The organism is Desulfovibrio inopinatus DSM 10711 (assembly GCF_000429305.1).
Lineage (GTDB): Bacteria > Desulfobacterota > Desulfovibrionia > Desulfovibrionales > Desulfovibrionaceae > Alteridesulfovibrio > Alteridesulfovibrio inopinatus.
This window is the reverse complement of sequence record NZ_AUBP01000006.1, coordinates 154,942-178,128: the sequence shown is the minus strand read 5'-3', so window position 1 is coordinate 178,128 and position 23,187 is coordinate 154,942. Positions and strand designations below refer to the sequence as shown.

Here is a 23,187-nt window from a genome sequence, read left to right as displayed (position 1 = left end):
ACCGCTTGACACCGAGTTGTCATGAATATAATTAATTCAAATCAATTTATCAAATAAAAATTCCATGTATATGAGTGGATTAGTATGGATTTTTTGTATCCATTTGGAATGAAAAAAGAATTGTCGGTCAAAGATTGATTCACGAATCGGGGGAGTGATGGATTCTGTCTGTACAGATGGCCGCGGGAAAAATGCCACGCAATTGCGTCGATTCAATGAGCGCCTTGTCTTGCGAGCTCTTCGACGTATGGGCGAGGCGTCCAAAGCCGATTTGGCGCGCTTTGCCGGTCTCACCAGTGCGGCTGTTGGCGGCATTGTCGCGTCTTTGCAAGACCAAAATCTCATCCATCACGCAGGAAAACGTCAGGGACAACGGGGCCAGCCGGCCACGATGCTGCAACTCAATGCCAGAGGGGTTTATGGGATTGGAGTACGTCTTGATCGGACCTGTATAGAAACCGCTCTTATCGATTTTGACGGAAAGGTGCATCATCGTGTGTTTCGTGAAACGCTCCTTCCCAGTCCCGAACTTGCCTTGACGCTCGTGCAAAATGATATCGATCAGATGCTCGGGATTCTTGGACCCCGACGTCGGCAGCGTTTATCCGGTATCGGGTTGGCTATGCCATTCAATCTCGATTGTTGGTTGCGCGAGCTCGATCTTCCCGAGCAGGTCTTTCAGGAATGGACGGGCGTACATTTCGGGCAAATGCTCGAAGCTGCTGTCGATTTTCCCGTGTTTTTGGAAAATGACGGGACCGCCGCATGCATTGCAGAATTACTCTATGGAGTGGGGCGGCAAATGGATGATTTTCTTTATATCTATCTTGGGCCGGCTGTGGGGGGCGGCGTTGTACAGCGCGGCGATTGTATCCGCGGTACAACAGGAAATGCCGCCGATGTCGGTTTGATGCCCGTGCCTCCAAGTCGTTTGCCGTCTGCGCCTCGTCCTCGTCAGGATTGGGACATCCTCCTTGATCGCGCATCGGTCAATACGTTGATTCGCCACTTGCGCTATTGTGATACTCCCGTTCATGGCAGGGCAGATATTGAGCAGGCCGTCGCAGAGAGAACAACAGCGTTTACGGAGTGGTTGGACGATTGTGTTCGAGCGTTAACACCGGTTGCCTGGTCGGGGCGCGCTTTGCTTGATGTTCCGACTGTGGTTCTCGATTCGGATTTAGGAGGTGACTTTATTGCTTTGCTGCAAACGGGATTGACCGATTCACTCGCGGCCAATGCGCCCGAGTCACGGACTGCTCCCGATATCGTCGTCGGAACTATGGGATGCAGCGCCGCAGCCGTGGGAGCGGCAAGTCTTCCTATCTTTTATACGTTCACCCCACAGGCGCCCATTCTGAGCACTCAAAAGGAATGGGAAGGAGGTCGGCCATGAGTCAGGCGAAGGAAAACCCCGTCATTTTGACAATGCACGGCATCTCCAAAACCTTTCCCGGTGTCCGTGCGCTCTCCGATGTCTCGCTTGAGATCCGCGCCGGAGAAATCCATGCTCTTATGGGAGAAAATGGCGCCGGAAAATCCACGCTTATGAAAATTTTGTCCGGGGCCTATCAAGCCGATCCGGGCGGGGAAATCCGGGTTGACGGGCAGCCTGTTGTCATCAGTGGCCCACTTGTTGCCAAAAAGTTGGGGGTGGCGGTTATCTATCAAGAGTTGTCGCTGTCGCCCAATCTGACTGTTTCTGAAAATATTTATATGGGGCGCGAAATCAAGAAATCCTTTTTTGTCGATCGTTCCGCCATGGAAAGAGGATGTGCCGAAGTCTTGAAGCGGCTTGGGGCAACCTTTTTTCCGCATACTCCGGTGAACGAGTTGTCGATTGCCGAACAGCAGCTTGTTGAAATTGCCCGCGCCATTCATGCTAATGCTCGTATTCTCGTTATGGATGAACCGACAACAGCGTTGTCAGCTCGGGAAACCGAAAGTCTTTTTGCACTCGTCAACGCCCTCCGTGAGCAAGGCTTAGCCATTATCTACATTTCTCATCGTATGTCCGAGGTCTACGAACTGGCCGACCGTGTTTCCGTGATTCGTGATGGAAGTTATGTGGGCAGTCTGACACGCAGTGAATTGTCGTCTGAGCGATTGGTCAAAATGATGGTTGGGCGCGACCTGACCGGGTTTTATCAAAAAGACCACGATGCCCATGGAAGCCGAGGCGATGTGTTGTTCGAGGTACAGGGTGTGCGAGACGACAGGCGAGTTCACGAATGCAACTTCGTTCTGCACAAAGGAGAAGTTCTCTGTCTTGCCGGACTCGTCGGTTCGGGGCGTACCGAGCTGGCTCGCCTCATATTTGGAGCTGATGAACGAACCGGCGGCATCGTTCGACTTGAAGGGCAGGAACTTCAGATCAAGACACCGAAAGACGCTATTGACGCCGGTATTGTCTATCTGACTGAAGATCGCAAGGCTCAAGGCCTTTTTCTCGATATGAGCGTTCATGAAAACGTCAATCTCATTGTTGTGGACAACGATTCCAACGCACTGGGAATTCTTGATCGGACGAGGGCGAAAACCCGTTCGGACGCAGCAATCGACGCGTTATCTATTCGCGTGGCGAGCCCTGCCGTCACGGTAGGCTCATTGTCTGGTGGAAATCAGCAAAAAGTGTTGCTCTCGCGACTGCTAGAAACCGAACCACGTGTATTGCTCCTTGATGAACCAACGCGTGGAGTCGATATCGGCGCCAAGTCTGAAATCTATCGTATCATCGACGAACTTGCGCAAGATGGCATCGGTGTCATCGTCATTTCGAGTGAATTACCCGAAGTCGTAGGGATGGCCGACCGGGTGATCGTTATGCGTGACGGCGTTATCGCCGGCGAGGTTGGAGGTCAGACAAACATCCCCGTTACTCAGGAATCGATCATGGAATTGGCCACGGGAGCATCCGTCGTGCATGCACCCGACGCCACAGCGCACGAGGAGGTCATGCAATGACTGCGACACCCGATGTTACGGGAAAGGCCGGACACGTCCCTTCTGCCCCGCATAGCAGCGTGGCAGATAGAAAACGTATCATTCAAGAATTGATTCGAACCATGGGCATGCTTCCCGTGCTCATTCTACTGTGCATTGGATTCCAATTCCTGACCGGTCGCTTTCTTTCCCTACAGAACCTGTCCATTGTTTTGCAACAGGCATCCATCAACACTGTCCTGGCGGCTGGGATGACATTTGTCATTCTTACCGGAGGTATTGACCTGTCTGTGGGCTCGGTATTGGCCGCTTCGGCCATGGTGGCCGTTATGGGGTCACTCATTCCGGATTATGGCATGCTCGGCATTGCTGCCGGCCTCGGGATGGGACTGCTTTTCGGTTTGTTCAACGGATCGCTCATCGCGTGGTTACGTCTCCCTCCGTTTATCGTCACCTTGGGCGGATTGACCGGCGTACGTGGGGTCGCTCGACTTCTGGGCAATGATACCACGGTTTTCAATCCGAATATGCCCTTTGCGTTTATTGGTAACGAGTCACTTTTTGGAGTGCCGTGGCTTGTCATCATCGCGTTTGCCGTCATCCTCCTCTCATGGTTTATCCTGCGACGAACCGTTTTGGGTGTTCACATCTATGCGGTCGGCGGCAATCCGGATGCGGCCCGGTTGTCTGGGATTAAAGTCTGGTTCGTTCTTTTGTTCGTTTACAGCTTTTCAGGGCTTATGGCCGGTCTCGGCGGAGTCATGTCGGCAGCTCGCCTGTATGCCGCGAATGGTTTGCAGCTCGGTATGGCCTACGAACTCGACGCCATCGCGGCTGTTATCCTCGGTGGGACGAGTTTTGTCGGTGGGATCGGCTCTATCTGGGGGACGCTTATCGGGGCGTTGATTATTGCCGTCTTGTCGAATGGACTCATCCTTGTTGGTGTTTCTGACGTCTGGCAGTTCATCATCAAAGGGATGGTCATTATTGGTGCGGTCGCCTTGGACCGGTATCGGTTACAGGGTTCGGCCCGGACATAAATCGATGGTTGTGTGTTGTGCAAACGGCGTTGTTTTTGTGTGGCAACGTCGGAGTGGGTTCACTTTCAAACCAAAGGAACTGTCATGAAAAAGCTCGTTTTGGCCTGCCTCATTTCGTTGCTGACCTTGAGCACCGCGTATGCCCGTGATTTCAAAAAAATGGGTATCACTCTGGGATCGTTGGGAAATCCGTTCTTTGTTACCATGGTAAAAGGCGCCACAGCCAAAGCCAAAGAGTATAATCCCGATGTTGAAGTCATTGCGCTCTCGGCTGATTACGATCTCAACAAGCAGTTCACGCAGATTGATAACTTCATTGCCGCTGGCGTGGATATGATTCTGATCAACGCCGTTGATCCCAATGCGATTGAGCCGGCAATTAAACGTGCCCAGAAAGAGGGTATTCCCGTTATCGCTGTCGACGTGAAAGCAAAGGGTGCCGATGCCACTGTTCAGACGAACAACGTACAAGCCGGTGAAATTGCCTGCCAGTATATCATCGATAAGATCGGTGAAAAGGGCGAGGTCATTATCCAGAACGGTCCTCAAGTCTCTGCTGTAACCGACCGTGTTGACGGATGCAAAAATGTCCTGTCCAAGTACCCCGACATCAAGATTCTGTCTGACGACCAGGACGCCAAGGGTTCCCGTGATGGCGGACTCAATGTCATGCAGGGCCATTTGACCCGTTTCCCCAAAATCGATGCCGTGTTCGCCATCAACGACCCGCAGGCTATCGGTGCTGACTTAGCATGCAAACAGCTCAAGCGTGACGAAATGATCATCACCTCGGTTGACGGCGCTCCTGACATCGAAGCTGCCCTGAAGGGCAACACGCTGATCGTCGCTTCGGCCAGCCAGGATCCTTGGTCGATGGCCCAGAAGGGTGTTGATGTCGGTGTGGAATTGCTTGAAGGCAAAAAGCTGGAAAGCGACATGATCCTTATGCCTTCCACCCTCGTGACGCGCGATAACATCAAAGATTACAAAGGTTGGAGTTCACCCCGCTAAAGCCTGCGAATTCTGCATTATGACACAGCGCCCGGCCGGCAACGGTCGGGCGCTGTTTTTGAGCATTAAAAAGATGTCTGCTCCCTCTTTTTCTCACTATGTCCCGCCCTTCCCTAAAGAGCTAAGAATTAGAATCTCCTTACGGAGTTTGTTTCTTCTCCTGTGTGGCATTTTGCGCTTGATATAAAAAATGAGCGTGAAGGGAGGCGTAACGAGGGTCTCCCGGTCTCAATTCCAACGCCTTGGCACTCAAGATAAGAGCTTCTTGAAGATTGTGCCGGGAAGTTAAGATAGCGAGGTTGTAGTTCGCCTCGGCCATGGTCGGATCCGTTTTCAGTGCGGCACGCAAATGTTTTTCCGAATTTGACGCGTCACTTTGTTCCGCCAGAAGCAGAGCCAGGTTGAAATGTGCCAAGGCATCATCTGGTGCCAAGCGGAGTGCGTCTCGAAGAGCAGTTTCGGCCGTGCTGGTATCTCCTTTTTGACTTGCGGCAATAGCTAGGTTGACCAATGGAGGCACTGCGGCCGGGTCGAGTTGCCGTGCCTTTTCAAAACAGGCAATGGCCTTTTCGGAATCGCCCTGTCCGAGAGCATAATTGCCCAAATTGTACTGTGACGTCCATAAATCGGGTCGTGTCTTGAGGAAGCCCACGTATTCCTTCGTTGCTCGGTCCAGTGCCGCAAGGTGTTGCGTGTCGATAACTTGACGAGGGATACCAGAGAGAGAGGACGCCGCCTGTATCCGAACAAGACGGTAATCGTCTTCTACGAGCGAAATAAGCACCGCGAAGGCTTCTTTTGACGGCAGGTCCGACAGGGCTTCCGCCGTTGCCGCCCGCACCAGCGGCGAAGGAGATTGGGCCGCTACGAGAATGGATTCCCATTTGCTCGAATCAGGACAGTTCCGCAAAAGTCGAATCATCGAAGCGGTATATATGTCATCCGCTCTACTGTCTTCCAGACTCGTTAGCATGGCTGGAAGGTCGCTCCAATCATTACGCCTTGCGGCATCTACCCATTGCGCTTGTTTGAGAACCGGAGCTTGGTAACCGTTACTGTGCCACTGACGTACCTGTTTGTCTGCCCAGGCCGCGGTCTTGTCCGTGTGGCAGATGTTGCACGCGTTTGGTGAACCGAAGGCTATTGTTGTGACTGGGGTCGGTGGCAACATGGAATGGTCGCTACGCCGCATGCGAGCAAAATCGGTCATCGGCATATGGCAGGAAATACAGCGATTCCCAGGGCTCCCCTCAGGGTGATGGGTATGGCTAGACGCATCGGCTACCCGCTCGGCATGGCAGGGACTGCAGGCTGCGTTCGCCTTGGCCGGATCAGCAAATCGGTAGCGGCCACTGGAGGTGTGGCAATGCATGCAGTCGAGCTGACCGGATAACACGCAGGGACTCCGCGACCAAGAGGTGAGTGTGTAGTTTTCTCCGAGATCACGGCCGTCAGGATAGAAGTCCGAGCTTTCATAACCGATGAGGTCATAGTGATCGAAATAACGGTCTCCGGGTGTAAACGAGGTCGTCAGAGGGACGGTTTTCGCGTGACACACGGCACAGGTGTCGTTTTGTTGGGCATGAGTGAAAGAACGTCCGCCACGGATGAGCTTCATATCTTTCGGCGGCTGATCCTTGGGAGCGGCATCGCAGATCTTTACATGCTCTTCCCCCGGACCATGGCAGGTTTCGCAGTTGATACCGGGTTCGGTCCACGTGGTACTATAGGTTCCGGTTTCGGGGTTGTAGTTGGTAGAGAGCTGGCTGACATGGCATCCGTAGCATCCCGTGTTGAAGGTGTATGGCCACTCTTTCCAGTTGATGGGCTGACTTTCGCTCCCCATAAAATGGCGTACGGAACTCCCCGCCATATCGAACCATTCCTTTTTACGGACATCATAAGCAAGGGGCATGGTTTGCAAGCGTCCCCCTTCCAGGGGCGTCAAGAAGTAAAAAACGTTTTTTCCGCCGATAACCTGCGATATGCGGTAGGTTGTGGTTGTGCCTTCGGTGATCTCTTCTAAAAATCCTTCTCCGTTTCCGATGTGCATTCGATAGGCTGCATCGCGGATACGGATTGCTTCCGATTGTGGAGTGAGGACCGATGCACCGAGGGTGTCATTGTACGGCTGCATGGACTGTCCATGAAAAGACGTGGACCACAGTTGATAGAATTTTTCATGACAACGACGGCAGCCCGCAGAACTCGTGTATCCAAGACGATGAGAGGACTGAAGAGTCGGTTCAGCCAGAGATGGACGTCCTGTCCCGAGGGAAACGAACGTTGCAAGGCAAACCAGAAGTATTTGCAGCTTTATGGTGTTGGTCATTGAAACAGTATCCTCGTCTTCTGCGAGCAACGTGGCCCATTCATCGAATCAGGAGAAGCTAAGGTTCCTTCCAGGAAGAGGTGAACAACGTATTTTCATGGAGATGTGTTGAAAAGAGGGCCGAGGGGGAAGCGGCTCCCCCTCGGCATTTTGTCCTTAATCACTGCTGCTTTTCGCATGCTGAGCGTTCGCCAATTTTTTCTCCTCTTCAGGGGAGAGTTTGGGACGGTCGATACTGAGCGTGATTTTTTCAATCTTTCCGGTAAAGGGAAACAGTCCCTGATAATCTGCGTCATTGACGCCGGTCAGTGTATCCGAACCAATATCGAGCGATTCATCCCATTGCAGGATAAATGGCAGAGAGTGTTCCATCGTTTGCGTATCCACAGCCTTCCCATCGACCTTGAGAACGCCCGTACCTCCACGGCCAACGCCTGAGAAGTTGTTGAAGGCCAACGTTCCTGCGCCCATTCCATCGTATTTGAAATCGAATTCCAGCACGTGCTTACCGGGGGCAAGCTGCGGCCCTTCCCAACGCACGCGTTTGAGGTCGACGAGGTTCCACAGAAACACGGGCTTCCCTTTGAGCACATAGAAGCCGTAGCCGCCGAAACGACCTCCTTGAGTGATAAGCATACCTTCGCCGCCGTCGTTGGGAATTTCGACTTCAGCTTTGAAGGTGTAGGAGGCGTTTAACAATGATGGAGCATCACCGTTTGGCGTTCCGGTAAGCGGCCGGGTCCAGGTGAAGACATTACGACCAGCGGTCAGGCTTGGACGTGGTGCGATGAGACGGGGTGTAATCGACGTGTCGAGGGGAAGAACCTGATACTTGTGGGCTTCCTCCATGAAGAGCGCCTGCATCTGCTTGACTTTTTCCGGATGTTCCGCGGCCACGTCCTTGAATTGGGTCCAGTCTTTCGAGAGGTCGTAGAGTTCCCAAGGGAAGCTCATGGGATCTTTTGCCGGAGCGGCGATATCCCATGGCGGCCGCATGACCTTGGTGCTGGCCAACCATCCGTCATGATAGATAGCCCGATCGCCGAACATCTCGAAATATTGGGTCTTGTGCGCCGAAGGAGCGTTGGCGTTCTTGGCATCGAAGGTATAGGTCATGCTCACGCCTTCAATGGGACTTTGCGGGATGCCGTCCACGGTTTGGGGACTCTCGATGCCTGTCGCTTCGAGAATTGTGGGCACGATGTCGATGACGTGGTGAAATTGGTTACGGATACCACCCTTATCCTTGATGGTTTTGGGCCAGGAAATAGTCATGCCTTGACGCACGCCGCCGATGTGCGAGGCAATCTGCTTGGTCCAAGGGAATGGCGTGTCGAAAGCCCACGCCCAGGGGACAGCCATGTGGGGATAGGTTTCTTCCGAGCCCCAAGCATCGTAAAATAGCTTGAGTTGATCCTCAACGGGTACGGTCACGCCATTGAACATGGCCACTTCGTTGGGAGTTCCGACGAGCGTACCTTCTGAACTCGTTCCGTTGTCACCATTGATATAAATGATGAGCGTATTGTCGAGTTTGCCCAGGTCCTCCACTGCTTGAATGACCCGACCGATTTCGTGGTCGGTGTAGGCTACATACGCGGCGAAAACATCAGCCTGACGGATGAACATCTTCTTTTCATCGTCGGTGAGCGTATCCCACTTCTTGAGCAAGTCATCGGGCCACGGTGTGAGCTTGGCGTCGGCCGGAATGACGCCGAGTTTTTTCTGATTTTCAAAAATTTGTTTGCGTAATGTGTTCCAGCCCTTGTCGAACAGGTGCATCTTACTGATTTTTTCGATCCATTCCGGGGTTGGATGGTGCGGTGCATGAGTCCCACCGGGAACATAGTAGACAAAGAAGGGCTGCTCCGGATCAAGAGCGTTGATGCGGTTTATATAGTCTATGGCGTCCTCGGCCATAGCTGTGGTCAGGTTCCAGCCCTCTTTGCCCTCGAATGGGTATATCTGCGTGGTATTGCGAAAGAGATTGGGTTCCCATTGGTTGGCGTCGCCGCCGACGAATCCATAGAAGTACTCAAATCCCATGCCGATGGGCCACTGGTCGAAAGGACCGTTTTGGCTGGCCTGGAAAGCCGGGGTGTTGTGGTCTTTGCCGAACCAGGACGTACGGTAGCCGTGGTCTTTTAAAATCCGGCCGATGGTGGCGTTATCTTTCGTGATGAAACTATCATAGCCAGGATAGCCGGTGGCCTGTTCGGCAATGACGCCGAAGCCGACGGAGTGATGATTGCGCCCGGTGATAAGCGCGGCTCGAGTGGGTGAGCATAAGGCGGTTGAGTTGAAGTTGGTGTAGCGTAGTCCGTTTTGGGCGATACGATCCAAAGCAGGAGTTGGAATGACACCGCCAAAAGTACTTGGCACGCCGTAACCAGAGTCGTCAGTCATAATCAGCAGGACGTTGGGCGCTCCCTTGGGTGGCACGATGCGTGCCGGCCAGTAGGGCTTGGATTGCGGTGCGGTATCTTTGATAACGCCGCCGAATTTCTGGGGTGGGGCTGGGAGCTCTTCGCCTTGTATGGAGATGGTGGCGTTCGGCGAGCCCGGATGTTCACTCTTCTGGGCTCTCACAGGGGAGACCCCAAGGGCGGCTAAGCTAAAGGCCGCCACAATCATGATGAAAAAGCGTTTCATTACTGCCTCCTCGATTTGGTGTGTATGACGCGGCGCTAATACGGCTCGCCGAGCAAACGGCGTGCACTCTGGTCGTGAAGCTCCCAGCCCATGGCGCGTATTTCTTGAGCAAAACGATGACTGGTCTTGCCGCCGACCCATATTTCAATACCGGTTGCCGGAACGTCGCGAGCGAAGTCGCGAAACGCTCGGGCGATAACTGCATTGGTCTCGGTCCAGAAGAAGCAGTCCGACGGAAAAACCAGAATCAGCCTGCCGGATGCATTCAAAGCGGCGATGTGTCGGCCGATGGAGATGAATTCTTTGATCGGTGCCACATTGGCATTGTAGCCAGCATACATGGCGGTCATGCGCTCACGGAAACGGGCAACATCCGGATCATTTGTATCGGCCAGGAATTTTATCAGCTCCGTCTTTTTCCCTACTGAGGGCATGGAAGCGAGCGAGCTGACGATGTGACATTGTTGGGTGGGAGTGAAGGTCTGGTCACCCACAAAAAAAGCGGATGTTTCCGAAGGTACACCCATTTCCGCCAGTGTGGTGAGGTTATGTCGGGCGAGGACCTCGGGGGATGCGGTGAGGTCCACATTGTTGAGCGTGGCCGAAGCCCCGACGGCGGATACAGTGATGCCGGCTCCGCCTGGAATAAGCGAGGTCAACGCCGAGGCCGTGATGTTGCCGGCCGCACCGGCTGAGGCCAACGCCTGTAAGCGTTTTTTCACCAGTGGGTTGGTCGTATACGGATCGACACCGAATTGGGCAGCGTATTGCCGTTCCAAGGTGGAGACGCCGAGGATCTTTGCCGCACCGTCACCATGGCCGATATTGCCGGAGGCGATGTCTTGGCTGAGGTTTGCGAACATTTGGCCGACTCCCGTGACCGCACCGGTTATCGTCCCCACAGGGTTTGTGATGAGGTTTGCCGCGCCTTGCAGGGTGGATTTACCCTTATCGACAATGCCACCTCCAAATTCCGCAAGAGCATTCACCTGCTCCATTTTAGCAAGGGCAGCAGTTTCAGCGATGCGTTTAGCGAGTAATGCTGTGGATGCCACACGCAAATCGCCAAATCGCGTATGGAGGGTGTAAATGTACAAGTAGCCATCGGTAGACACGGACGGTTCCACGGTGAAGTCCGGGCCAGACAACATCTGTTGTGGCAGGATCGATGCCGCGGGAGGAGCCGATGGTTTTTCGAAGGGTTCTGCGGCGAGGGTAACAGAACTCCGCCCGACAACAAGCAGCGAGAGAGTCAGCATACAGAGGAACAGCAAGCAATTCTTCATATTGGGTCTCCGATCGGGAGGAATGTCCTATGAAGTCACTGATTCTAAGGACGGCCCCCCTCAAAAGTATTTGGGAATTACTGATTGGTCTGTATTGTCCATGGAGTCATGAGGGTTTCGTGCTCAAGACGACTCCAAATGGTGCGAACCGCTCGTTCGATGCGAATCGCGGTGAACAATTCAGTGGTTAGAATGTGAAAGCCAACCCCAGTATCGGACCGCTTAAAGTGACATCGAACGTGAAAGCGCTTTGTCCACTCCCTTCGGTATGGTTGACTCCGACGGCTCGGTAGCCGAGGAGCAATGTGCCGTGTTCCCAAAAGGTGTAGCCAATGGTGGCCATGGCATCCCAGGTGAGTGCTGAACTGATGGAGAACCCGCCCACTCCACCACGCATGTTCAGGAGCCAATCCTTCGCGAAGTGAAATTCGGCTCTGGCCCCGATGAGAGGATCGACCCAGCTACGATTTTCGAAAATATCACGTCCGCCTCTGGCCCGATCTCCGTCGAGGAGGAGGGACAGGCTCCAAATACGCACCCCGGCAAGTACATCGAAGGATACGGAAGCCTTGTTCGCTTGGCTCAAAGGAAACGACCCGAGCCTGTAAAAGGCAGCAATATCGGTGAGAAGGAGACTTGTTTTACCGTCCAGCGAGATGCGTTTGCCTGATGCTTCGTCACCGAGGAGGGAGTAATTGAAGTCGGTAAACACCCCTATGCGGTCCGCATAGTTGCCTTCGAGATGTATCATGGCACCAAATTTCAAGTAATTGGCGAGATCGACAAAAGGAGCAGAGATGGAGGTATTGTAGCCTCGTGCCCCAATAGTTCCGTTTAAGCCGGTCAGCCACGCATACGGGACCACGGACCAGTGGAATGTATCTTGTGTCTCCGAGTCAGGCGTTTGCGCCAGAGAAAAAACTGGGTTGATCAAAATACATATGAGAACAACACAGACAATAGATATGGTCTTGTAGTGCATGGCTTGCTCCAAAATAGTACCTGGCAAGGAACCATTTTCGTGATGCTACGTCGACGAACGGATCTTGCCATTTGCTGTACATAGCAGCTCAGGGCGTTACTGTCTGACGCGATAGCGCAAAACTTGATAGGAAAACGAAACGGTGCTCATTCGAGGGGGATGAGATGGGAAAAATTCGTTGAGGGAGTTAGGATTTGGCGGCGGTTTCAGATGGTTTTTCTCCAAAACGTTCTCGGTAAAGGCGACAAAAAAAACTTTGTGAGCCGAAGCCGCAGGCGAGGGACACGGAGAGTACCGTTGTACCTGGTGTGGCGTTGCGCAACATATCCCGAGCCCGAGTCAAGCGACATTGTCGGAGAAATTGTGAGGGAGAGTAGCCACGATGCTTTTTGAAAGCTAACTGGATAGAACGGGCACTCATTCCTGTGAGGTCGGCCAGGTCGCCAAGATTGAGCGGTTTGTCGGCGTTGGCTTCAATGAAGTTTTCGACCAGACCGACCACTTTGGGTGGGGCTGATGGCTGCGCCGCGTAGAGAGAACTGTGTGCATTATGTTCCAGGCAGGTCAAGAAGGCGGTGAAAAGGAGCTGTTCGTATTGAGCAACGAGCAAATGCTCCTGGATGAGTTCTTCATCTTGCTCAAAGAACGTTGTTATCTGGTTGATGAGAGTTAAAAGCCGTTTGGGGCCGGGTTGTGACAAATCAATTTGATTGGTGAAACGGAGTCGTGTGCGCAATGGCTTGCCGGTGAGTTTTTCCAGCATATGTTCGGTGGCGAGGCGGTTAAAGCGCACGGTCATATTGTTGTAAAAAGTATTGACTGCAATAACGCAAGGCTGTTCGAAGTCGAGGAGACAGGCTCGCTCGTTGGGGACACTATATAACGATGTGTTTTTTGCTCGTACTTGCAGTTCTCCATGTGATACAATGATCAGAACAAAACTGTTTATATCGCTATCGGCATGGATATGAAATCCAGATGATGATGCGGCAGCATTAAGCGATATGTTTCCAATATTTATGAAATTATAAACCATTTTGAACTTATTCTTGTTGAAAACATCAATATGCCCATTGTGAAAATTATTATAGAGAGCAGCATTGACGTCGTCAGGGCTGTTTGTATTAAAGTATGCATGCCTGGAAAGTGGTATATAAATACGATCAAGATTGAGAAAGTTTTCTGCCGTGTTCATTGCTTTCCAACGTTGTAATTTGATAATTTATTTTAAAATTTAGCTTTATTGTAAGTATCATGGTGAATATTGTTTGTACAGGTGTGATTCAAATTAATGGGGAAATTATTCTCATGATCGTAGAAATTATTTGTCATCGTTTTAAGTAATTTGATGACAGTACATAAGGAGTAAAAATAAAATTCTGTTCTATTTTGCGCGGTGCTTTGCTGGTACTTTGACGAAGGCCACTAGGCCTGCGGCAAGGATTGGTGCAAACGCGAGTATCCAGAACGTGGTGGACAATCCGAAATGATCGGCAAGAAATCCGGTAATGGCCGTTCCTGATGCGCCAATTCCGAAGCTCAATCCCAGAACCAGGCCGGACGCCAGTCCAAGGTTATTGGGGAGCAATTCTTGGGTTAGGACAATGGTAACGGATAAAGATGCAAAAAGAGCACCTCCAGATGCACCGGCTAAAATCCAAAGCCATGGCCCCTTAGACATCAGCATCAGGGATGAAAAGACTGTAAAGAGAAGCAAAGAACAGATGATGACTTTCGGACGTCCTATTCTATCAGAGAGGTATCCGCCATAGAGGCTGGCGACGACGCCGCTGGTTAGAAATATCGTTAATATAATACTTCCGATTTCGAGTTGAATATTTTGTGTTTGGAGCAGGAGGGGTAAGTAGGTAATGACGCTCACATAGACCCATGATCGTAATATCACGATACAACATACGCAACTGACCGAGAACCACGGAATAGCTGCTGTTGATTGCTGTGGGGTATGAGATGGATGACTCTTTTTCGGCCGATCGTTTCGTGCAGCATGATACTGGTAAAAGACCAGGGCGATAAACAGCACAACACCAATCGGGATAAGGCCTGATGTGGCATGGAGCCCGAACCCCAGGACGAGAAAGCTCCCCAGCATGGGGCCTAACGCGTATCCCAGGCTGCCTGCTGTGGAAAACAGGGCAGCTCCGAATCCTCGTTTTGCGCCACTTGCCAGAAATGCAGCCATCATGGCGGTGGGGTGAAACGCGGCAGACCCGAGTCCTGCGAATCCAACCAAGAGTATTGCCGAAATATAATTCGGAGCCCATCCAAGGAGTCCCATGGCCACCATTGTCCATAAGATTCCTCCGGGAATGAACCACTGCGTTCGAAATCGATCGGCTATATGCCCGAAAGCCGGTTGAATGACAGAAGAGGTGATATTGAGAGCCGTCATCATGAGGCCAACCTGAAAATAGCTCAATTGAAAGAGCTCTTTCTGTTTTGCCGCTATGACCGGAAAAGCTCCTTGAGAGACATCAATTGCAACATGCCCGATAAACAATAGAAATAGTAGTGTTTTATTCATAACAAATCTTGAAAAGTATCTGAGGGTTCTGTGGAGTCAATGGATCAAAGACATGAAGTTCATCATCCACCAAATTCAAAATATGCCCATAAGAAAAGAATCGAATTAAAGGGTAAGGTAGCATTGAGAAGGAAAAATAATCCGTACTTGAAACGAGACATCAAACTTCGGGTTTCGTTTGGGGGAATGCGAAGCGCAGCAGAAGATTGTATACTTGCTGAAACCGCCCAGTGGAACCCGGATATCATGGCTAAAGTGAGACGCTCAATAGATCTTTGTGTCCTTCTTCGTGCAAAATACCAATATGTGTTGTGACATTATTTTTTTCGTTGAAGCGTGCATTCTGAAGGTTTGTTCTTCCATCTCGCGCTGCTTCCGTCGTGATCAGGCCGCCTTCATAGTGAAGAATGTTGTTGTCATTTAAACGAATGCGATATCCTCAACCGCCCTCCTGGCACCACTCGATAAGTGCTGCCATTCCCTAAAAACGATCTACTGCCAACATAATATTCACAGAGCGTGTAATTAACGTACTTGTAGCTCAATGTGCCAATTCCTCAATTCGCGTTTTTCGCAAGTCTGTTTCACGAGCCGACATGTCGATTTCAGTGGCTTTGGCGACATGAGAGACGTTTCCTTTCGATATTCTCATTGTCCCCCTCCCCACCTGTATGAGTTAGAACTTCTTTCTCAAGTACTCCATGATTATTTGTCAGACTTGTCGGGTGGTGAGGGAGACACTCAAGTTTCAGAATATTACCTTGGTTCATGGGAGGCGTACTTCCTGTTTGTCGGTTTTCATAGCGGATTCTCCCCCGACAGGGTTCGTCCGCTCTTCAAACATCACTTTGGAGCATAACTCTATATATTGGGCTGGTAATTTAGTGAACAACAACATGTCGTGTTGTGGAGTTCAGCGTTTACTGTGTTGAATATTTCATCGAGGCTATTCTCTCGTATATTCCCGAGTAAATGGTCGCCACATACGCAATCACGGACATCGCCATTGGTGAGGACTGAAAAGTTGACTTTGTTCTTCATACACGGATGCACTCCGTATACTCTTGATCCAGGATGCAATGTCGTATCTATACCATATTCCAAAGAGTCGATTTCTTTGAGTTCTTCAAGTAGGTCATTCAGCTCATTCTGATTTAGAGATAATGATGATAAGTCGTCGTTATTTGATGTTATAAATGCATCAATATGAGGGTCTACTTTGTTAATTCTTGAAAATCTTAGAACTTCTTTTACATCGTCTATGTTGTTTTTTGATATGTAACAATCGATTGCTACACCTGAAACTTTTTCTCCAATCTGTTTTCTTTCTTGTTTTACATTGAGTAATGTGTCAAATCCTTGTTGCATCTTAATACTTAGGCCTTCTTTTCCAATAAGAAAGTCATGCTTTTTGTCGTCAACAGCGTATTTTTTAACGACGACACTTACATCATGGTCAAAAATAAAATGTGCAAGACTTTCGTCTAATGTCGTTCCGTTGGTGAACAGAATAGTCGACATTGATTTATTGTATGTATATTGGACAATTTCTTTGAAATTGTTGTCGAGAGTAGGCTCTCCTGCACCAGCAAGAACGAGTAGAGTTGCCCCCCTGTTTTTAGCGAAATCAATCGTTTGAATAATCTCGTCAAAATCAAGTTTTTGGTACGTATTATCTCTGTCCATGTGTGCAAAGCACCCTTGGCAGGCAAGGTTACATTTCCTTTCTAGCTCTATAGAAACTTGGTGGAATTTTAAATCTTCAGGTCGATTTTCGTATGTTGCGATTTGGTTGTGTTTTGCAAGATCCCTAATTTTGTCGATGTTGAAATATTCGTGAAATGCTTTGTCTTTCATTGTTTCCTCCGTTTTAGAGCTGGTTCAGCACGTAAGTTGCTTTTTGGTTTCTCTGGAAATAATGATAATTACGCATGCCAATTTTATAAGTTCAGAGGTCTTGCTCTACCGACTGCAATCCCTGGGGCGCACATCCTCAAATCCCTTTAACCAAGCAAATTTTCTTTTCTACAACCCAGCGTCGAGTCGTGTACGCTGTTCCATAATCATCAATTCATCCTCTGTTAGGTTGGTGAATATGGTATTTAAGGCTGTGAATATAAACTTTTTCGTACACACGGCCATGCTTGTGTCTGTAGCAAGGCGCGAATGCTGAAAGTCAATACAGATATGATAACGACGAATTATTTCTGTATTTTCTTCAATAGCTAGATGATGTCGCGATGAGGTTTTAACCAAAAAGCCAATACGCAGGATGTAAATTACTGCAAGAGGTGACGCTGTATTCTTGGTATATCGGGTTGCTATACACCGCTAACGTTTGAGATGGAGAAATGCCTGTTTCACCATGTGCCTGGATTTATATAAATCTTTGGCACATTTTCGAGATCCTTTTCTGCTTTTCTTTGAGGGAATACCTCGTTCCGTTCCCTGTTTTTGGAACTATTCAATAATAGCGTCAGTATCATATGCTCGGTCAGGCACATGAGATTGTGTGCTGAGGCCAACAGTCAGCGCGATTGCTTTTTTACAATCTACTGGTGCAGTAATAGCCCGGACCGGCATACCGTTCGCGTCCAAGTCCAAATGTAATTTTGTGTTGCCCCCTTCGTGCGTTTTATGTCTTGGTTATTTCTTTGGTTCCTGCTGCATGCGGATGAACCCTTCAGTGGTTTGCATCAAACATAGGTCACTCAAATCCGGTGGAATATCTCGCGAAGGAACTCCAGTGCGGATGACCCCAGATACAGCATTGATAAATTGCCGATTGTCTTCTGCTATGCTACCTCATGCCCATTTTTCCCTGGCGAATGGGGTCGAGTTTCTCCCAAACTTGGTCATGGATATCGTATCGTCTGTCTGGCGTTAGCGTGGCGACCTCGTTCGTTTTGCTTGTTAAGTGAAGTATAAGATACGTTAATTTTTTAATTAAACTTGTATCAGTGCTTCCTTAGCTATTATTGCAAATTTTTAATTTAATTTACTGATTTTTTGTATTTATAATATGTTTGTTTCTGTAGCTGTCCTTATTTGTAGTTTTATTATTATGTGATGTCAAATGGTAGCTTATATATTTAAAATTCATGATTATTATATGTATTTGTAGATTGAGATTATGAAATCATGCCGTATTCACTAGGAAATTTGATGGGTAAAATACGTGTGGCCTAAGCCCCGGTCATGGAGTGCGTATATTTAAATCTTGTGACTTCTTCAGGGGGGACAATCGATAAGGTTTCTCAAGCTCGTTAGATTGAAGATAACTCCTGAGCAAATAGCTCAGGCCCAAACCATGGTGAGGCAGTGGAACCGAGGATGTGAGAAAGATAACGTGGGTTTAACACCAGCTCAAAAGAATGGCGTGGTGTCACTACGCCTGACAACGAGCGATTGTCTGTTTCCATCTTCAACATCAAGATTGCTTCTTGGCTTTTGCGGCGGGAAAATCATGCGCATCGTTGCCAAGAGTGGGGGTATGTCTAAGGCTTTGGTCTACAGTCCCTAGCCGTTCCAGGATTCGAAATCGATCGGCTATATGCCCGAAAGCCGGTTGAATGACGAAAGAAGTAATAATGAAGGCCGCCATTATGAGGCCGACCTGAAGATAGCTCAATTGAAAGAGCTCTTTCTGTTTTGCCGCTATGACCGGAAAAGTTCCTTGAGAGACAGCAATTGCAACATGGCCGATAACCAATAGAAATAGTAGGGTTTCAACCCATGAGACGGACGAATAAAGAAAAAATTGACTCGGCTGAAAACGGGAGTGTCATGTTGTCAGTGTAAACTTTGGTGATACGCTGTGTCTGCCTTTTCATCGTTTGCTCCTTGGAGAGAGTGTTCTGGTTCATCTTGTGGCTGTAATGAGCAGAACGCCTGTTGGCGTTCACCGCTTCGACGTTTCAAGAATTCCACCTCATCAAACCTGTTGAGGAAGGTGGGCTACGACCTGGTTGGATAATGATGCACTGTGAAGATATAGACAGGTCAAGTCCGAGAAGTATTTCTCGAGTAGAAGAGAGAATTGCGTCTGGACGATATATGTTAGATTTGGCATAAGCGAGCCATGAGATGTCGATTTACTGCAGTTTACGGCTGACCGGCCATTTCTATTTATCATATCCAGCGGAACCAATCGAGCCGCCATATTCTTTTCTTGCATTGCATGGCGGAAAATCACAGCGAATGATTTGTGGAGAAGGGAATGAGGGGGTTATATGTCACAAAATGTTTTGGTTAGCGATTTCGATGGTACCATGACCGCCAATGAGTTTTATCTTCTCGTTGCCGAACGGGTATTGCCAGCAGATGCACTGACCCCGTGGGAAGACTATCGGGCTGGAAAAATAACTCATTTTACGGCACTCCAGCGTATTTTTGGCCGTATTCGAACTTCAGAAGAAGAACTTGAAGCCTTAGCGCGTGATATGCAACCCGATCCTGGCTTGGCTGACGCGTTGCAACGGCTTCATCGGGCGGGCTGGGAGGTCGTCGTCGCATCGGCTGGATGCGATTGGTATATTCGGCGTATTCTGAAAATGATTGGAGTTACATTGAAAGTCTACTCAAATCCCGGCGTGTATGATCCGTCCAATGGGTCGTTACGTATGAGAATGCCTCCAGACTCTCCCTTTACGTGTGCTGAAACTGGCGTGGATAAGGCTGCTCTCGTTCGCTTCTATCGTGAGCAAGGGGCGACTGTGGCGTTTGCCGGAGACGGATACCCTGATTTGCCAGCAGCATTGGAGGTGCCGGAATCAATGCGGTTTGCGCGAAATGCGCTTGTTGAGGCCCTGGAAAAACAAGGGGAATCGTACCGTCCTTTTACAGTGTGGAGCGATGTTGCCGAAGGCATACTCACAGAAGGAGAATATCCATGAACGACGCAACGTATATTTCCGTACCGGGGTTGGTTCGCATCAAAGCCGGAGCACTTGCTCGCCTGGGAATCTATTTACACCGCGGTGGTCACCATCACGTGCTGGTACTCGCAAGCCAGGGACTCCCGGAATCCATTGTGAAGACTGCACAATCAGGTCTGGATCAGGAACATATTGACATCGTCTCTTGGAATGACATCACTGAGAATGCATTTGAGGAAGCGGTCACCGGATTTGCGCAACTCCCCAAGAAGCTTGATGCTATTGTCGGGCTTGGTGGAGGCAAAGCATTGGATATGGCTAAATACATGGCGTTTTTGGCCCAACTTCCGTACATCGCCGTCCCCACATCCCTATCGAATGACGGCTTTTGTAGTCCACAGTCGAGTCTGACGATTCAAGGAAAACGACGCTCTCTTCGCTCAACTCTACCGTGTGGAGTGGTGATTGATATCGACATTTGCCTTGCAGCGCCGCGTATTCTCTGGCTGTCTGGGGTGGGAGATCTTGTCTCGAAATTGTCAGCCGTATACGACTGGAAACTCGCCTTCCACAATACCGGTGAACACGTCAACGATCTGTCGGCTCTTTTATCCGATGCAACGGTTCTGCAGTTTCTCGCCCGCCCCCAATTCAATGCCCAGGGAATGAGCCTGCTGGGTACGGCGCTGATGCTGAATGGTATAGCTATGGAAATCTGCGGCTCATCACGACCGGCGAGTGGGAGCGAACACCTGATTTCCCATGCCCTTGACTCTATGTCGGCTCGGCCGCGTCTTCATGGTTTGCAGGTGGGTGTAGCAACCTATCTTATGAATCGGCTTCAAGGACAGGACCCGTACACGGTAGATCATCTTTTCAAAGAAACCGGCTTTTGGGATGCAATCCGAGCTGACCCCTTTTCGCGAGAAGAATGGCTTGAGGCCGTTCGTCTCGCGCCAAGCATGAAAGAGGATTTCTTTACGGTTCTTTCTTTGCGCGATTGTCTACCCGAAGTACGTGTCCTCATCGACACCGATCCTGTGTTGCAAGGGTGCTTCAGGTAATAAAATCCATTCTTCTCCTGTCTCTTTCTCTTTGTGGTATTTTTTTGTGACGCTATTTAAAAATATATACTTGGGAGAAGCGAAGCGCATCGCCAGATGTTTTACATTGCTGTGTGGAATAAATCGAAAAGGAGATACGCTGCACAGACGCAGAGGAGGCTTCCCATAGATACATTGAAGTACTGTATTCTTTTGGGAAAAGTTTCGGTGGGTAATATAAATTATATCATTTTTGGATATTTAACGAACTCAATGTCTGCTGCGTCCATTCCAGCCTACAGTAGCAGGACGACTTAGCGTGGATAGACCGGCACCTTTGGCTGCAGGTCAGTGCTTGCAACCTGATCGCATGGTCTCTTCCGCGCACATCTCTAGAGCTCGACGCCGACAGCACGGATCAATCGCCATCAGGCTAAGCCGGAATTTCGTTTGGCGTATCTGGCAGGTACGACGAGAGCGCGAGGTTGTATACTTCGACCGCAACCAAACTTGAATTCATCTGAACGCGTTTTTCCAAGTAGCAGGGCTGGAAGACTGAGTATGATGTTTGTTCATGAAACGGTGATTTCTTTTGAGCCAAGGCGAGTGCCGATTCTATCGGCTCCGTAATGGGAGATATGGCAAACGATTGACTTAAATGGATTAATCCATCTTTCTGTGGCATAGTAATGAGAATATTTTGTAATGGAGAGTGTGGAAATGAAAAGAATATTCTTGGTTATGGCAGTGATTTTTATCTTGTGGGGATGTGCAACGCCATATCAGAAAGAGTCTGTTATTGGCGGGTTTGATGAAACTGTTCTTGCTCCAAATGTTTTTAAGGTCACATTTCAAGGAAATGGTTTCACATCACGGGAACGGGCAAAAGACTATGCCTTATTGCGCTGCGCTGAGGTTTGCTTGGACCATGGGTTTAAGTATTTCGCCATCGACGAAGACAACTCATATTCCAAACACAGCACGATTGTTGTTCCTGGCCAGACGTACGGCTCGTATTCTGGGACAACAACAGCTCGTGTTACATCAAGCAACAAGATCACAGCAAAGACGACTGGCAGCCTGAACACCTATACAACGCCAACGATTGTGAACAATATAGACAAGCCTAAAGCTGTCCTCACGATCGTTGCATTCAATGACAAAAACGTAGTGCCACGGGCTTTTGACGCTACCTTCTTGCGCAATTCAATGAGGGCAAAATACAAGATTGAGGACAAAGAAGAGAAGAAGCAGACTCCTCAAAGGCTTGGCAACTCCACGAATCAAACCCAAACGCAAAAGGAGCCTCTTGAATCTCATCAGGGAAATGCCGCATTTCAAGATTTGCTTGGGAGAGCGGAGAATGGAGAGGCAGTGGCTCAATCGATAATCACAGAAAAATACTATTTGGGGGACGGCGTCGTTCAGGATTATGAAAAGGCTTTCTTCTGGGGGCAAAAAGTTGCCAAACAAGGAGATGCACACGCCCAACTTCTTGTCGGAGTGATGCTTCATGATGGCTTGGGTGTACATAAAAATTTAGAAAAAGCATTCTATTGGTCCTTGCAAGCAGCCGCTCAAGACGATGCGATGACGCAGTTTTTTGTAGGAAGAATGCTTTGCAATGGAGAGGGGGTTGCTAAAGATTTAAAGAGTGGCCTACGTTTTCTCCAGTTGTCAGCCAATGCTGGATATGTTCCTGCCCAGTATGTTTTGGGAGGTTCCTATTTTTTTGGTCAAAATGGCGTGACGCAAAACTATATCATGGCACATGCATATTTAAATCTTGCGGCGTCTTCAGGGGATGAACAATCGATAAAGTTTCTCAAGCTTGTGACATCGAAGATGACTCCAGAACAAATAGCACAGGCGCAAGCCATGGTGACACAGTGGAAGCCGAAGATGTAACAACGATACCGCGGCTTTAACTGAACAGCAGCTAACATATATCGTGGTGTTCACGCGCGTCGAACCTCATCGCTTGCCTATCGCCGTTTCTGAAGTCTGACAAACTGGGGAGTGAGGCTGTTTCCCATACAATACCCCAGACGGGAAATGACGAAGCATGTCTACGACAGAATTCGCTTGTCCCATTTTTTACGCTTTTCTTCCAGTTTTCTGAAGAAACAGGAAAAGGGGAGAAGGTTCAGAGACCTTCTCCCCGAAGAAGAAAAAAAAGAAACAGACGGAATGCTCGTTAGGCGTTGGCCGGAACGATGCTGATGCGCGTCTTGACTTTTTTCTTGCGGGTATATTTTTCGAATTTAACGACACCGTCGGCCATAGCGAACAGGGTGTAATCCCGACCCATGCCGACGTTTTCACCAGGATGAAATTTGGTGCCGAGCTGACGAACGAGGATGTTACCAGCGAGAACCTGCTGGCCGCCGAAGCGTTTGACTCCCCGCCGTTGTCCGGCGCTGTCGCGTCCGTTGCGAGAACTCCCGCCTGCTTTTTTATGAGCCATGACGAATCT

Annotated in this window: 15 protein-coding genes and 1 pseudogene; 7 read left to right on the top strand and 9 right to left on the bottom strand. The window is 49.6% G+C overall.

The features are described 5' to 3' along the window. The first annotated feature begins 157 nt into the window (after positions 1 to 157). The 4 genes from G451_RS0107105 (at position 158) to G451_RS0107090 (ending at position 4,994) form a co-directional block, all read left to right on the top strand. Entirely contained in the window at positions 158 to 1,396 is a 1,239-nt protein-coding gene (locus G451_RS0107105) for an ROK family transcriptional regulator (protein ID WP_027183698.1), read from the top strand. Then, entirely contained in the window at positions 1,393 to 2,964 is a 1,572-nt protein-coding gene (locus tag G451_RS0107100; RefSeq protein WP_027183697.1) for a sugar ABC transporter ATP-binding protein, read from the top strand. The genes G451_RS0107105 and G451_RS0107100 overlap by 4 nt, the downstream gene beginning before the upstream one ends. Beyond that, positions 2,961 to 3,983, top strand: coding sequence for an ABC transporter permease subunit (locus G451_RS0107095; RefSeq protein ID WP_027183696.1), 1,023 nt, complete (start codon positions 2,961 to 2,963; stop codon positions 3,981 to 3,983). The genes G451_RS0107100 and G451_RS0107095 overlap by 4 nt, the downstream gene beginning before the upstream one ends. 84 nt (positions 3,984 to 4,067) lie before the next feature. Beyond that, positions 4,068 to 4,994, top strand: a complete 927-nt coding sequence (locus tag G451_RS0107090) for an ABC transporter substrate-binding protein (protein ID WP_027183695.1) — start codon at positions 4,068 to 4,070, stop codon at positions 4,992 to 4,994. Positions 4,995 to 5,133: 139 nt separating this feature from the next. Here G451_RS0107090 and G451_RS0107085 read toward each other — a convergent pair whose 3' ends face one another. From G451_RS0107085 to G451_RS34545, 8 genes and pseudogenes are all read right to left on the bottom strand, one after another. Further along, complete coding sequence (locus G451_RS0107085; protein ID WP_027183694.1) at positions 5,134 to 7,326, bottom strand: tetratricopeptide repeat protein; 2,193 nt, start codon at positions 7,324 to 7,326, stop codon at positions 5,134 to 5,136. A gap of 156 nt (positions 7,327 to 7,482) precedes the next feature. Beyond that, positions 7,483 to 9,978, bottom strand: a complete 2,496-nt coding sequence (locus G451_RS0107080; RefSeq protein ID WP_027183693.1) for an arylsulfatase — start codon at positions 9,976 to 9,978, stop codon at positions 7,483 to 7,485. A 35-nt stretch (positions 9,979 to 10,013) separates the two neighbouring features. Beyond that, complete coding sequence (locus tag G451_RS0107075) at positions 10,014 to 11,264, bottom strand: hypothetical protein (RefSeq protein ID WP_027183692.1); 1,251 nt, start codon at positions 11,262 to 11,264, stop codon at positions 10,014 to 10,016. A gap of 187 nt (positions 11,265 to 11,451) precedes the next feature. Beyond that, complete coding sequence (locus G451_RS0107065; protein ID WP_027183691.1) at positions 11,452 to 12,246, bottom strand: hypothetical protein; 795 nt, start codon at positions 12,244 to 12,246, stop codon at positions 11,452 to 11,454. Between the two features lie 187 nt (positions 12,247 to 12,433). Further along, positions 12,434 to 13,441, bottom strand: coding sequence for an AraC family transcriptional regulator (locus G451_RS32420; protein ID WP_051261254.1), 1,008 nt, complete (start codon positions 13,439 to 13,441; stop codon positions 12,434 to 12,436). Positions 13,442 to 13,630: 189 nt separating this feature from the next. Beyond that, positions 13,631 to 14,791 carry an MFS transporter gene (locus G451_RS0107055; RefSeq protein ID WP_027183690.1) on the bottom strand — a complete coding sequence of 387 codons (1,161 nt, stop codon included), beginning with the start codon at positions 14,789 to 14,791 and terminating at the stop codon, positions 13,631 to 13,633. Between the two features lie 861 nt (positions 14,792 to 15,652). Further along, positions 15,653 to 16,648, bottom strand: coding sequence for a radical SAM protein (locus G451_RS0107040; protein WP_027183688.1), 996 nt, complete (start codon positions 16,646 to 16,648; stop codon positions 15,653 to 15,655). A gap of 414 nt (positions 16,649 to 17,062) precedes the next feature. Continuing rightward, a pseudogene (locus G451_RS34545) lies at positions 17,063 to 17,717 on the bottom strand (transposase family protein); the annotation flags it as partial. Positions 17,718 to 19,023: 1,306 nt separating this feature from the next. On the opposite strand from G451_RS34545, the gene G451_RS0107025 reads away from it, so the two are divergent. The 3 genes from G451_RS0107025 (at position 19,024) to G451_RS32415 (ending at position 22,619) form a co-directional block, all read left to right on the top strand. Continuing rightward, the gene (locus G451_RS0107025; protein ID WP_027183686.1) at positions 19,024 to 19,686 is read left to right on the top strand and encodes an HAD-IB family phosphatase; all 663 of its coding nucleotides are present in this window, start codon (positions 19,024 to 19,026) and stop codon (positions 19,684 to 19,686) included. After that, on the top strand, positions 19,683 to 20,732 hold the full coding sequence (locus G451_RS0107020; RefSeq protein WP_027183685.1) for an iron-containing alcohol dehydrogenase family protein: 1,050 nt from the start codon (positions 19,683 to 19,685) through the stop codon (positions 20,730 to 20,732). The genes G451_RS0107025 and G451_RS0107020 overlap by 4 nt, the downstream gene beginning before the upstream one ends. A gap of 684 nt (positions 20,733 to 21,416) precedes the next feature. Further along, entirely contained in the window at positions 21,417 to 22,619 is a 1,203-nt protein-coding gene (locus G451_RS32415) for a tetratricopeptide repeat protein (protein ID WP_084448424.1), read from the top strand. A gap of 289 nt (positions 22,620 to 22,908) precedes the next feature. Here the strand turns inward: G451_RS32415 and rpmA are convergent, their stop codons facing one another. Next, positions 22,909 to 23,178 carry a 50S ribosomal protein L27 gene (gene rpmA / locus G451_RS0107005; RefSeq protein WP_027183684.1) on the bottom strand — a complete coding sequence of 90 codons (270 nt, stop codon included), beginning with the start codon at positions 23,176 to 23,178 and terminating at the stop codon, positions 22,909 to 22,911. Positions 23,179 to 23,187: the final 9 nt, after the last annotated feature.

Excerpts from the sequence above, each read along its gene's own strand:
- G451_RS0107100 (WP_027183697.1), top strand. The coding sequence starts at position 1,393 with ATGAGTCAGGCGAAGGAAAACCCCGTCATTTTGACAATGCACGGCATC.
- G451_RS0107065 (WP_027183691.1), bottom strand. The coding sequence starts at position 12,246 with ATGCACTACAAGACCATATCTATTGTCTGTGTTGTTCTCATATGTATT.
- G451_RS0107075 (WP_027183692.1), bottom strand. The coding sequence starts at position 11,264 with ATGAAGAATTGCTTGCTGTTCCTCTGTATGCTGACTCTCTCGCTGCTT.
- G451_RS32415 (WP_084448424.1), top strand. The coding sequence starts at position 21,417 with ATGGAGAGTGTGGAAATGAAAAGAATATTCTTGGTTATGGCAGTGATT.
- G451_RS0107040 (WP_027183688.1), bottom strand. The coding sequence starts at position 16,648 with ATGAAAGACAAAGCATTTCACGAATATTTCAACATCGACAAAATTAGG.
- rpmA (WP_027183684.1), bottom strand. The coding sequence starts at position 23,178 with ATGGCTCATAAAAAAGCAGGCGGGAGTTCTCGCAACGGACGCGACAGC.
- G451_RS0107020 (WP_027183685.1), top strand. The coding sequence starts at position 19,683 with ATGAACGACGCAACGTATATTTCCGTACCGGGGTTGGTTCGCATCAAA.
- G451_RS0107085 (WP_027183694.1), bottom strand. The coding sequence starts at position 7,326 with ATGACCAACACCATAAAGCTGCAAATACTTCTGGTTTGCCTTGCAACG.
- G451_RS0107095 (WP_027183696.1), top strand. The coding sequence starts at position 2,961 with ATGACTGCGACACCCGATGTTACGGGAAAGGCCGGACACGTCCCTTCT.
- G451_RS0107090 (WP_027183695.1), top strand. The coding sequence starts at position 4,068 with ATGAAAAAGCTCGTTTTGGCCTGCCTCATTTCGTTGCTGACCTTGAGC.
- G451_RS0107080 (WP_027183693.1), bottom strand. The coding sequence starts at position 9,978 with ATGAAACGCTTTTTCATCATGATTGTGGCGGCCTTTAGCTTAGCCGCC.
- G451_RS0107055 (WP_027183690.1), bottom strand. The coding sequence starts at position 14,791 with ATGAATAAAACACTACTATTTCTATTGTTTATCGGGCATGTTGCAATT.
- G451_RS32420 (WP_051261254.1), bottom strand. The coding sequence starts at position 13,441 with ATGAACACGGCAGAAAACTTTCTCAATCTTGATCGTATTTATATACCA.
- G451_RS0107105 (WP_027183698.1), top strand. The coding sequence starts at position 158 with ATGGATTCTGTCTGTACAGATGGCCGCGGGAAAAATGCCACGCAATTG.
- G451_RS0107025 (WP_027183686.1), top strand. The coding sequence starts at position 19,024 with ATGTCACAAAATGTTTTGGTTAGCGATTTCGATGGTACCATGACCGCC.